Origin of the sequence: Pseudomonas sp. Pdm06, assembly GCF_014851795.1 — a bacterium.
GTDB classification, from domain to species: domain Bacteria; phylum Pseudomonadota; class Gammaproteobacteria; order Pseudomonadales; family Pseudomonadaceae; genus Aquipseudomonas; species Aquipseudomonas fluorescens_AA.
Genome location: NZ_JACVAH010000009.1, coordinates 130619 through 141531 on the forward strand (window position 1 = coordinate 130619; position 10913 = coordinate 141531).

Below are 10913 nucleotides of genomic sequence, written 5' to 3' on the forward strand. Positions count from 1 at the left end.
AAGCTTGCTCCCACAGTGAAGATACCCCCCTCACCACCGGGTCTGTTTCAGGCGTGCTTTTGCAACCCGACAACCGTACGCGGCATGCCCACGAACCCGGGCAAGGCTTCGATCCGCACCAGCCAGGCCCGCACATGGGCATAGTCCTCCAGCGACACATTGCCTTCCGGTGCGTGGGCGATGTAGCTGTAGCCGGCGATGTCCGCGACAGTCGCCGTATCACCCGCCAGAAAATCACGACGGCTCAATTCCTGATCAATGACTTTCAGCACAGCGTGGGAACGGGCAATCACGTCCTCGGCGTTGTAGGCCGCACCAAACACCGTGATCAGCCGTGCGGTGGCTGGCCCCGCATGGATCGGCCCGGCCGCCGCCGACAACCAGCGCTGCACCCGCGCGGCGCCGACTGGATCGGTGGGCAGCCAGCGACCCTTGCCATATTTGTGCGCCAGGTACACCAGGATCGCGTTGGAATCCGCCAGCACCACGCCGTCATCGTCAATGACCGGTACCTGGCCAAACGCATTGAGCGCGAGGAAACCCGCCTGTTTGTGCGCGCCCTTGGCCAAGTCGACGAAGACCTCCTCGACCGGTAGCCCGAGCAACGAAAGCATCAATTGAACGCGATGGGAATGGCCGGAAAGCGGGAAGTGATAGTGCTTGATAGGGTTCATGGTCGACTCCGCAGGAAGTGACGCCATCAGCACAACGGCGTCGATGGGGTCATCTTCCGCTCCGGGCCAAAACAAGAGAATCACCCAGAAATGCAATCCATTGTTTCAGCCAGAGAAACAATACGTCAGTCGCTCAAGGCCGGATGTTCGCGCAATGCACTGACGACAAAATCGACAAAACTGCGGACCCGCGCCGGCGCATTGCGTCCGCCCTGGTACACCACATGGATCGGCAGAGGCGGCAATTCGAAATCGGCCAGGACGATTTCCAGTTCGCCGGCGGCCACGTTGCCCGCCACTTGGTAGGACAGGACTCGCGTCATTCCCAACCCCTGGCAAGCGGCAGTGATCGCCGCCTGGTTGGCCGTCACCACCAGCCGAGGCACGGGCCGGACGGCCAACGGTTGGCCTGAATCGATGAAGGTCCAGCTTTTGACCTGGCCAATGGCCGACGACGCCACCACGGGCATTCGCTCCAGGTCATCCGGATGCCGGGGCCGCCCGTGGCGTGCGAAGAAGTCAGGGGAGCCGCACACCACTCGCCGTACTTCACCGACCCGCACCGCGTGCAGGTTGCTGTCCGGCAGCTCGCCAATGCGCAGGGCAGCGTCGATGCCCTCCTCCACCAGGCTCACCGTACGGTCCAATAGCAAAGCGTTGATGCTGACCTCTGGGAACCGATGCAGGTAATCCACCAGCAGCGGCGTGACGAACAACTGGCCGAACAGCACCGGCGCGGTGATCGTCAATTGCCCACGGGGCTGAACGTGACTGCCGGCCGCCGAATCCTCGGCTTCCTGCAAATCGCTCAGGATCCGCCGACAGTCCTCGAGAAATCGCTGACCGGCTTCACTCAGGTACACATTGCGGGTGGTGCGCACCAGCAATGGCGTGCCGATGCGTTGCTCCAACCCTGCCACCGCCCGCGTGACGCTGGCCGCCGACAGGCCCAGGCGCCGCGCCGCCGCCGAAAAACCCGACTCCTGGGCCACGGCGAGAAAAACCTGCATTTCCTGGAACCTGTCCATCCATCCCCCGATGAGAAATCCTGATACAAGTTTTCCGCGCACCTCAAAAACAGCGCTGCGCCGCCATTGTAGAGGCCTGCGCCAGTGAACCACAGCCTAGCGCAGCCGGACACCGGGACATTGGCTCAGCCAGGGGCGATTGCCCTTGGTACCATCCCTTCTCATGACAATTTCATGACCGAAGGAAGAACCTGCTGTGGGAGCGAGCTTGCTCGCGATGGCGTCAGTCAGTCAGTCAGTCACATGCCATATGGACTGATACACCGCTATCGCGAGCAAGCTCGCTCCCACAGGGTGGGTGTGTCGTTCAATGGATTGGCTTCAACAGAAAGGCCCGTTTCTCGTGAATATTATTTATCGCGCTTCAACCCACCCCCGCGCCGCCCTCATCACCCTGATTGGCTGCGTATTACTCGTCCCCATGGGCCTGCGTCTCGCCCTGGGTTGGTCCGACCCGCTGGGGTATCTGTCGGACCTGGGCGTCGGTGGGTTACTGATCGCGTTGTTTTATCGTCGCCCCTGGTGGCTGGTACTGCCGGTATTGCTGGCCTGGAGCGCATTGACGCTGGCCAGCATCGAATTGGTCAGTGCGGTGGGGCGGATGCCCAATCCTTCGGACATTCATTACCTGACCGACCCTCAGTTCGTTGAAAACTCCACCAGCGGGGGCTTCGCCCATCCGTGGCTGGCCGCGATCCAGTTGGCCGCGCTGGCGTTCTGGCTGATGACCCAATGGACCAGCCGCCCACACCGGGCGCCACGCTTGCCTCGCCACGCCTGGGCCGTGCCCGTGTTGCTCCTGTTGAGCCACGGCGCATTGCAAACCTGGCGCCCCAGTGAGGCGGACCAATGGAACGTGTTCAACCTGCCTCACCAACTCGTCACCGCAGGTGTCGCGGCCGGGCAGGACCAAGCCCGGCAATGGCTCGACGGCGATGCCGTGGACCCCGCCCCGCCCATGGCGGGGCTGACCCACCTGGACCTCGATGGCAACAGGCTGCTGGCCGAACCGGGGCGTGCGCGCAACGTCCTGGTCATCGCCCTGGAGGGCATTCCCGGCGCCTACGTGAGTGCCAACCGCCAGGCCTTGAACAGCCGCTATCAGGAAAACCTGATGCCACACCTCAGCGCCTGGGCCGAGCGTGGCATGAACACCCCCGATTACGTCCTGCACAGCCACCAGACCATTCGTGGCTTGTACGCGATGCTGTGTGGCGACTACGACAAGCTCGACGACGGCACGCCCAAAGGCGTCGAAATGCTCAACCAGACCCAGCGCAACCAGGCCTGCCTGCCGGCCCAGTTGCGCCAGAACGGCTTTTCCACGCATTTCCTCCAGGGCGCGGGCCTGCGGTTCATGGCCAAGGACCGGATCATGCCGCACATCGGCTTCGACACGACCCTGGGCATGGAGTGGTTCACTCGCCCCGCCTACCTGGAATTTCCTTGGGGCAAGGACGACAAGACCTTCTTCGAAGGCGCACTGGACTACGTCGGACAACTGCAGCAGGCGGACAAACCGTGGATGCTGACCCTGCTGACCGTGGGCACCCACCAACCCTACTCGGCCCCGGATGACTATCTGCAACGCTACGACACCGCCAAGCAGGCGGCGGTGGGTTACCTGGACGACGCACTGGCGAGCTTCCTGGCGGGCCTGGAACGCCAGGGCATCCTGGACAACACCCTGGTGGTCATCACCTCGGACGAATCCCATGGCATCGACGATGTGCGGCTGGCCTCGTCCTGGGGGTTCAACCTGGCGCTGGCGCCGGAACCATTGCCCCGGATCAAGTCAGGCACCTACGGCCATGTGGACCTGACCGCCTCTATCCTCGATTACTTCGGCTTCACGGTGCCCACATCGTTGTCCGGTCGCTCGATGTTCAGGGACTACCCGACGGGCCGGGAAATCATGTCGTTCACCAACGGCAAGTTGCGCTACCACGACGGCAAGGGCACGTTCACCGAATGCGATTTCCTCCAGCATTGCCGTTACTACAGCAGCGAAGGCTTCATTGCCGACCGTGCCACCTACGGCGGGCAATACAGCGGCCAGCGCGCCCGATTGATCAGCGCCCGGGCCACGGCCCTGGACCAGACCCTGATGCGCACGCCCCTGAACCAGCACTATCAGTTCGGCAGCGCCGATAAAATCCCGCTACCGGCCCAGGTCACCAACGACTGGACCGACAACCTGATCGGTGCCCAATACCTGGAGATGCCCAAGGGTTCACAGACCCGCGTCAGCCTGACCATCCGCGCGGTGGAGGCAGACCATGCCGCCTACATCTCTCTCAAGGCCAAGGAGTTCGAACAGGATGTGCCAATGGACCTGCCGACCGAGGTGGCGGTGACACCCGACCAGCCGCTGGTGATGAACATCAGTTTCGACAACCCACAGCAGCGCAAGGCGTTTTCCTTCCATCTGCTCGGCCATGGCGTCGGCGCCATCGAAATCAGCGACTTCAGCGTCGTGACCGAACTACCGGACCAGACGGACCAGCCGCAATACCTGGACGATATGCAGGAAGACAGCGAGGCCCAATCCAGCTAAACAAAAAACGCGGCTAATCCAGCAACCGATGCAGCTTGGCGTACTGCAACAACATGATGGTCTTGCCGTCGCAGATCTCCCCGCTCTCGATCATGCCCAAGGCCTGGTCGAGGGACAGCTCCAGCACTTCGATCTCTTCGCCCTCGGCTTCAAGGCCACCGCCTTCGTGCTGCTTGTCTTCGTCGAAATATTCGCCGACGAAAAAATGCACCCGCTCAGTCACCGAGCCCGGGCTCATGAAGGCGTCGAACACCTTGCGCACGTCCTGGATGATGTAGCCGGTTTCCTCCTGGGTTTCCTTGCGGATGCAGGTGTGCGGGTCGTCGTTGTCCAACAGGCCGGCGCAGGTTTCTATCAACAGGTCATCGTGCCCGTTGACGAAGGCCGGGAAGCGAAACTGCCGGGTCAACACCACCGTTTGCTTGGCCTTGCTGTACAGCAGGATGGTGGCGCCGTTGCCCCGGTCATAGGTCTCGCGCGTCAGTTCGCGCCATTGGCCGTTGCGGCCGAGGTAGTCATAGGTGGTCTTGCGCAGCACGTACCAATCGTCCGAGAGGACTTCGACATGCTTGATGCGTACGCGATCCTTGATGCTGATTGCCTGTGTCATTTACCCACTCCGTTCAAGGCCAAAGGTCCCATTAGAACCCTATTACAACGATGCAGGCACGCGTGGCAATGCGCGCTTGTGAGCTGTCTTGAGGTAGGCACGCTCGATGATCTGCCGTGCCTGGGGCGACACCTCTTGGCCCATCAGGTACGCGTCGATTTCCTCGTAGCTGCAGCCATACGCCACTTCATCCAACTTGCCGGGGGCCAGGTCTTCCAGGTCCGCGGTCGGCGCCTTGCGCACCAGGTGCGCGGGGGCGCCCATCGCGTCGGCCAACAACCTCACCTGGGTCTTCGTCAGCCCGGACAACGGCGCCAGGTCGCACGCGCCGTCGCCGAACTTGGTGAAAAATCCCATCACCGCCTCTGCCCCATGATCGGTGCCCACCACCAACCCGTTGCTTAAGTTGGCAATGGCGTATTGCGCCAGCATCCGTGCCCGGGCCTTGGCGTTGCCTTTGGCAAAGTCGCTGAGTTCGGCCGAAGGCTGCAAGCCATCGATGGCGATGCTGCCCATCAGCCCGTCGACACACGCGGCGATGTTGCTGGTGGTGATCACGTCCGGCCGGATGAAATCCAGGGAAGCCTGGGCGTCTTGCTCGTCGGCCTGGGCCTTGTACGGCAGCCGGACGGCGATAAACCGCGCCGCGTAGTCTTCACCCCGCAGTTGCTCCACCGCCAACTGGCAGAGGCGACCGGCGGTAAGGGAGTCGACGCCGCCACTGATCCCCAGGACCAGGGACTGGCAACCCGACTCGCGCAAGATCTGCTTTATGAACTCGACGCGGCGGGCAATCTCGGTTGCTTCGCCGCCCTGCGTGAGTTGGCGGTCGATGCCCAGCTCCTGGGCAATGCTCTCTTGCTGAAACGAAGTCATATCAAGCTCCCAACTGTGGATTGATCAGGGCGACGTTGAACACTTGGGCGGCGTACCGCAGAAACGAGACATCCTCGCAGACGTTCTTGATCGGGTCGTCGGAGAACTTCACCACCGGTTCGCCGTGGACCCGCACCAGTTTCATGACGATGCTCAGCGGTTCGACACCGTCGACATCGCAGGCCAGGCTGGTGCCCATGCCAAAACCGAATTTGGCCTTGCCGCGGACATGACGCAGGATCGGCAGGCACTTTTCGAAATTGAGGCCATCGGAGAACATCAGGTCCTTGGTACGCGGATCGATGCCCAGTTCCTGGTAGCGCCCCAGCACCTTGTCGGCCCAGACGATCGGGTCACCGGAATCCTGGCGCAGGCCGTCATAGAGCTTGGCAAAGTACAGGTCGAAATCCTTGAGGAAAAAGTCGGTGCTGATGCAGTCCGTCAGGGCGATACCGAGGCGGCCGCGATATTCGCGCACCCAGTTTTCCAACGCCGCGTTCTGGCTCTCGCGCAAGCGCCCGAGTTGCTGGTGCACCATCAGCCATTGGTGAGCCATCGTACCGATCAGGGGCAGATCGAACTCGTAGGCCAAGTGAGCGTTACTGGTGCCGACAAAGACCCCAGGGAAATCGCTGCGCATCACATTCACCACTTCACGCTGGGCCCTGAACGACAGCCGCCGCCGGGTGGAGAAGTCTGAAACGCGAAACTCGGCGAGCTCCTCACGGCTGGCGTTTTTCTCCAGCCATTCGAACTTCTGGTACAGCTTGCGGGTGACGTCGGCCAACTCGACTTCGGGGTATTTCTCGCGGTTGCGCAGTTCGCTGACCATCGCCAATACCGGTTGCTCGAACATGATGCAGTGCAGCATCGGACCACGGACACGGATGTGCAGTTGGCCATCGACTTCCGCAACGTGGATGTAGCGCAAATTGAAGCGAAACAGGCCAAGAAACTGTTCGAAGTCAGGGGTCAGGTATTCACGGAAACGCTTGTTGAACAGGAACCGCTGCTCTCCTTCGCGCAACTGCAACCCGGCGAGCTTCTCCAGTTCGACACGGATGTCCGGGATCAGGTGACCGAGCCGCTCCTTGGAGCGCACGATGAACTGGTATTCCACCTCGACGTTCGGGTGCTGGTGCAAGACCGCCTGCATCATGGTGAAGGTGTAGTAGTCGGTATCCAGAAGGCTCTGGATGGTGCCGCTGCTTGGATCGAATGCACTGTCCATGTCTCTTCCTTATGGGTTTGCCAGGCGGATGGTTTCTTCGCGGGTCGCGGCAACCGAGATCCCCGCTTGCTGCATGTCTTGGATGGCCTGAATGGCCCCCTCCTCACTGATGGCCCGGCAGGCCGGGAGGTGAATGATCACCTTGAAGCCGGCGGCGGCCAGTTGCAGGGCGGTGGTCTTGACGCAGAAATCCAGCGCCAACCCGCCGACAATGACCTGCTCCACTCCCAGGCCCCTCAGGTACTCGATCACCCCCGTGGACAGCTTGCCGTGCAGGTCGTGGTAGCAGGCGCCGTACGGGTGCAAATCCGGCTCGACACCCTTCCAGACGAAATAGTCGTAGTCATACGGGGTCGGCAGTTGATCCAGCAGGGCGAAACCTTCGGTACCAGGGACGCAGTGGCTGACCCAGGTGATGTCGGCGTGCTCGAGCCCGGTCGGCACGAACATCTGTGCGTGATCGGCGACCACCCACGGGGCCAGGGGCGAATGGGCGTCCTTGCTGCCGATACGGAGGCTGGCCAGGGACGCGATGAAATTCAGCTCACCGGCAATCTGGTCACCGCCCGGCACCGGAAGCTCATCGGGGCATAGCGGCGTGAAGCTCTTTTGCGCATCGACATCGAAGGAAGCGGTTTTCCGGGTCAGGCTGTTCATGCTGGGTTTCTCCTCTTCATAGTCACGAGAGTACATAAGATGTACTTTCATAACAAGCCATCCGTAGAAAATATTTTTGACGTGCCCTTTCTATCCAAACCTATTGGTGCAACAGAAAGCGGGTTTTCACAAAAAAGATTTTGCTGATAGAGTACATGTCATGTACCAAAGGAGGATGAGCGATGTTCGAGATTGCCCTTTATGGCGGCGCCTTCAATCCCCCTCACGCCGGTCATGCCCAGGTGATGATCGAGGCCTCATGCCAGGCCAGACGCGTGCTGGTGGTCCCAAGCTTGCGGCATCCCTACGGCAAGCAAATGGTCGACTATGAGGTGCGCCTGAACTGGCTGGAATCGATCGTCGAGAACGTTCAGCCGCTGTGCCGCGCCGAAGTGCGCGCAAGCCGGGTGGAACAGGTCGTGGCCCGCGGCGTTGAAGGCGCGATCTACAGCTACACCCTGCTCGCCCACCTCGCCGACAGCCTGGCCCTGGACGGCAAGCGGATCGCGTTGGTAGTGGGCCAGGATGTCGCGGACCTGCTGCCGACCTTCTATCGCGGGCAGGAATTGCTGGAGCGTTTTTCCATCCTTCGCGTGGAGGAAAAGATCCACGTGCGCAGCACCGTGGTTCGCGAACGACTGGCCTTGGGCGAGCCGCTTCCCAGCGACTGGATGGCACCCGGCATGAACCCGTTAAACTATGACCTTTACGCTACCCACGGAAATCGACATGCCCACTAGCACAGCCCCCGCCCGCGGTTACCTGCACACCATCGACCTCTGTGTGCTGCGCTTCTGCCGGGAGACCCAGGCGCTGGAAATCCTCCTGAACCGACGGGAAGCCGAGCCGTTCGCCGGCCATTGGGCGCTGCCCGGGATCGTGGTCAATGGTGGCGTCGAAGATCTCACGCTGAACGACGCCGTGGAGCGCCTGCGTAGCTCGAGCAAAGTGGGCATGCCGCTGGCCTGGATCGAACAGGTGGGCACCGTCGGCGACGCCTTCCGCGACCCACGCTGCTGGTCATCCTCGACGTTCTACCTGGCGATTGTCAGCGAGGCGGTCCAGCTCGCCGAACACCAGGGTTTTTTCCCCCTCAAGGATGTCGCCGGCGCCTCGATCAAACTCCCTTTCGATCACAACAGCCTGGTGGCCGCCGTTCAGGAGCGGTTGCTGTCCAAAGCCCTCTACAGCAGCCTGCCGCTGATGTTCCTGGGCCCGGAGTTCAGCGCGCCGGAAGCGGTGAGCATTTTCTCCGTGGTACTCGACCGCCCGGTGCTCAAGACCAGCATGCGCCAGCGTTTGCTGAAGATGACCGAGGCGGGTTATTTGCAGGAAACCGGCCGCAAGAAAAGCGGCGACGGCGGCCGCCCGCAACGCACGGTGGAAAACCTCAAGCCGGGAAGCGTTTATCTTTTTGACCGTTGTTTTCTGGAGTAGGGCTTAGCGGGCCAGCGCAAATGCTGGCGCCATCCGCTGCTGCTCATTGCTTGAGATGCCCAGATAGCGTGCGACCCTGGGCCATTTTCTGACGATGCCCTGGAACCTCTCGATGGTTTGTCTGGCATCGTCAGCGGAGACGCGGAAATAACCGGCCACGCTCATTGCCAGATCAAGGTCTATGGCGTTATCGGCCTCTGAAACGTTGAGCCTCAAGCCAGTGTCACCAGGGACAGGGTTCATGTCATACGCAGGCGAAAGACGCCAACCGCGCCCTGGCTCCAATAGGAAGCCGTGGTTCCGTAGATGATCATCAGTATTCGAAACCAGCATGTTGAAGACAATTCTTCGCCAAAGCTCGGGAAGATCCACGTCGGCAGCGGCCCCCTCCCTGACCAATACCTCTGCAATCTCCAGGTAACTGGCCCCTGTCTCATGCCCATCACCATCCTGATGGTCCGTCAGGGTCATCGCTGAAGCAAAGTGAAGTCGACCACCCTTTGCTGTTCTGTCAAAGCGCTTAACCATGAAACAGTGGTACTCACTCGCGTACCGTTGCGCTTTTCCTTCAGCCACATAGAGCCCACAGCCTTGGGCCAATGTATTGACGACCATCTCCCAGCCGCCCACGTCGTGGGTGTCTCTATTACTGGGAAATTTTCCTATCCAGAGCGCGTGCTCGTCATCTACTACACTTGCCTTGGGCCTCGCTCCACCCAGAGAGCCACCTGGAGCAATGAGCATTCGAATCCAGTCCTGACCCTGAGCCCCCCGATCCTCTCCAGCTTCAAATCGACGCGAAGCCTCTTCAAGCTCACGCATGCGGGCCATCGGGGGAGCGGCATGCTCCACATGGTCGTCAAGGAACGCTCCTTCTTCCTCGACTTTGAAACGCAGCCCTCCTACCCGGTAGGCGTCGTGAACCCCGATGAGATAGTCCGAGTCAAACAGCCGTGCTTCCTGCGGTACGACTCCTGCTCTTTTATCCCGCTCCAAGCGACGATCCATCAGCAGTCGCCCCCATCGATCAGGCGAGGAGTCCGATACGCACCCAAAGCAATTTCTCGTTGGATATTGCCGCCCTTCGTAAGGCTGAATCCGAGGGTCGATCGCAATCTGAGTATGAATGGTTTGAAGAACAGCCCGCGCGTACTCGAACTCCATACGCTCGGATCCTGCCAATTTGCGGGAATGAAGGGTTCCAAGCAGTACGGGTGCTGTTTCATTCCAGTCTGCGTAGACGAAAATCCTTTCAGGCATCATCGTCCCCTAAAAGCTTCTTAGCCAGTTCAGAGCTTGTCTGGCTTCGGCTGTCAGCGGCTGGTGAGGTAGAACTGTTCTCTTTTGCCGAGATGCTGATCAGGTTGTCCCAATGAAACTGAGGCTGCCGTACTTTTGGCTTGATGTGCTCGACTGCAGAACGCCCTTTCAATTCAGCATCTTGCAGATCACGGCCTAATTCATCCGTGCGAGCGAGCAATTCAAGGTCCTTCTCCAACCCCAAGGCTACCAATACCGAAACGTAAGCCCCGATGGTCACAGCAGGACTGCCACTTTCCAGCGCCCTCAACGTGGGAGCGCTCATGCCCGCCCGCGCAGCCATTTGCGCCGCAGTGATCTTACGGCGCTTACGAGCCAGCTCGATCCGTTCGCCAAGCTGGCGCAGGAGCCGCTCAGCGGATGGCATGAGGGGTGCTGTTTTTTTCGGCATGGCAGTATTTTTTCAATTTCTTTGAGGATTTGAAAAAATACTAGCACATGGATGGTCGGCATCTGCCCATAACGAGAAAAAATGAAAGTATTTTTTCATATTCATAAAGAAAATCGAAAAATACCTTCCAAG

General features: G+C 60.4%; 11 protein-coding genes. 3 read left to right on the forward strand and 8 right to left on the reverse strand.

Features of this window, described 5'->3' with window-relative positions:
• Positions 1-47: 47 nt before the first annotated feature.
• The gene (locus IB266_RS16310; RefSeq protein ID WP_103307934.1) at positions 48-674 is read right to left on the reverse strand and encodes a glutathione S-transferase family protein; all 627 of its coding nucleotides are present in this window, start codon (positions 672-674) and stop codon (positions 48-50) included.
• Between the two features lie 125 nt (positions 675-799).
• On the reverse strand, positions 800-1702 hold the full coding sequence (locus IB266_RS16315; RefSeq protein ID WP_192261788.1) for a LysR family transcriptional regulator: 903 nt from the start codon (positions 1700-1702) through the stop codon (positions 800-802).
• Between the two features lie 343 nt (positions 1703-2045).
• Between IB266_RS16315 and IB266_RS16320 the strand changes: the two genes are divergently transcribed.
• Positions 2046-4259, forward strand: coding sequence for an LTA synthase family protein (locus tag IB266_RS16320; RefSeq protein WP_192261789.1), 2214 nt, complete (start codon positions 2046-2048; stop codon positions 4257-4259).
• A gap of 13 nt (positions 4260-4272) precedes the next feature.
• Here the strand turns inward: IB266_RS16320 and nudK are convergent, their stop codons facing one another.
• Genes nudK through IB266_RS16340 form a run of 4 tightly spaced genes read right to left on the reverse strand, consistent with a single transcriptional unit; the run spans position 4273 to position 7633 of the window.
• Positions 4273-4869: a GDP-mannose pyrophosphatase NudK gene (gene nudK / locus IB266_RS16325; protein WP_060739927.1), complete on the reverse strand. Its 597-nt coding sequence runs from the start codon at positions 4867-4869 to the stop codon at positions 4273-4275.
• Positions 4870-4911: 42 nt separating this feature from the next.
• Positions 4912-5745 carry an ammonia-dependent NAD(+) synthetase gene (nadE, locus tag IB266_RS16330; protein WP_192261790.1) on the reverse strand — a complete coding sequence of 278 codons (834 nt, stop codon included), beginning with the start codon at positions 5743-5745 and terminating at the stop codon, positions 4912-4914.
• A gap of 1 nt (position 5746) precedes the next feature.
• A complete protein-coding gene (pncB, locus tag IB266_RS16335) occupies positions 5747-6976 on the reverse strand; it encodes a nicotinate phosphoribosyltransferase (RefSeq protein ID WP_192261791.1) in 1230 nt (409 codons plus the stop codon).
• A gap of 9 nt (positions 6977-6985) precedes the next feature.
• A complete protein-coding gene (locus tag IB266_RS16340; protein ID WP_060739923.1) occupies positions 6986-7633 on the reverse strand; it encodes a nicotinamidase in 648 nt (215 codons plus the stop codon).
• A 182-nt stretch (positions 7634-7815) separates the two neighbouring features.
• Between IB266_RS16340 and IB266_RS16345 the strand changes: the two genes are divergently transcribed.
• Both IB266_RS16345 and IB266_RS16350 read left to right on the forward strand, forming a co-directional pair.
• Positions 7816-8373: an adenylyltransferase/cytidyltransferase family protein gene (locus IB266_RS16345; protein ID WP_060739922.1), complete on the forward strand. Its 558-nt coding sequence runs from the start codon at positions 7816-7818 to the stop codon at positions 8371-8373.
• On the forward strand, positions 8363-9070 hold the full coding sequence (locus tag IB266_RS16350) for an NUDIX hydrolase (protein ID WP_192261792.1): 708 nt from the start codon (positions 8363-8365) through the stop codon (positions 9068-9070). Before IB266_RS16345 ends, IB266_RS16350 begins: the two co-directional genes overlap by 11 nt.
• Positions 9071-9073: 3 nt before the next feature.
• Here the strand turns inward: IB266_RS16350 and IB266_RS16355 are convergent, their stop codons facing one another.
• On the reverse strand, positions 9074-10330 hold the full coding sequence (locus IB266_RS16355; protein WP_192261793.1) for a type II toxin-antitoxin system HipA family toxin: 1257 nt from the start codon (positions 10328-10330) through the stop codon (positions 9074-9076).
• On the reverse strand, positions 10323-10781 hold the full coding sequence (locus tag IB266_RS16360; RefSeq protein ID WP_192261794.1) for a helix-turn-helix domain-containing protein: 459 nt from the start codon (positions 10779-10781) through the stop codon (positions 10323-10325). The genes IB266_RS16355 and IB266_RS16360 overlap by 8 nt, the downstream gene beginning before the upstream one ends.
• Between the last annotated feature and the right edge of the window lie 132 nt (positions 10782-10913).

Excerpts from the sequence above, each read along its gene's own strand:
- IB266_RS16310 (WP_103307934.1), bottom strand. The coding sequence starts at position 674 with ATGAACCCTATCAAGCACTATCACTTCCCGCTTTCCGGCCATTCCCAT.
- IB266_RS16315 (WP_192261788.1), bottom strand. The coding sequence starts at position 1,702 with ATGGACAGGTTCCAGGAAATGCAGGTTTTTCTCGCCGTGGCCCAGGAG.
- nudK (WP_060739927.1), bottom strand. The coding sequence starts at position 4,869 with ATGACACAGGCAATCAGCATCAAGGATCGCGTACGCATCAAGCATGTC.
- nadE (WP_192261790.1), bottom strand. The coding sequence starts at position 5,745 with ATGACTTCGTTTCAGCAAGAGAGCATTGCCCAGGAGCTGGGCATCGAC.
- pncB (WP_192261791.1), bottom strand. The coding sequence starts at position 6,976 with ATGGACAGTGCATTCGATCCAAGCAGCGGCACCATCCAGAGCCTTCTG.
- IB266_RS16340 (WP_060739923.1), bottom strand. The coding sequence starts at position 7,633 with ATGAACAGCCTGACCCGGAAAACCGCTTCCTTCGATGTCGATGCGCAA.
- IB266_RS16345 (WP_060739922.1), top strand. The coding sequence starts at position 7,816 with ATGTTCGAGATTGCCCTTTATGGCGGCGCCTTCAATCCCCCTCACGCC.
- IB266_RS16350 (WP_192261792.1), top strand. The coding sequence starts at position 8,363 with ATGCCCACTAGCACAGCCCCCGCCCGCGGTTACCTGCACACCATCGAC.
- IB266_RS16355 (WP_192261793.1), bottom strand. The coding sequence starts at position 10,330 with ATGCCTGAAAGGATTTTCGTCTACGCAGACTGGAATGAAACAGCACCC.
- IB266_RS16360 (WP_192261794.1), bottom strand. The coding sequence starts at position 10,781 with ATGCCGAAAAAAACAGCACCCCTCATGCCATCCGCTGAGCGGCTCCTG.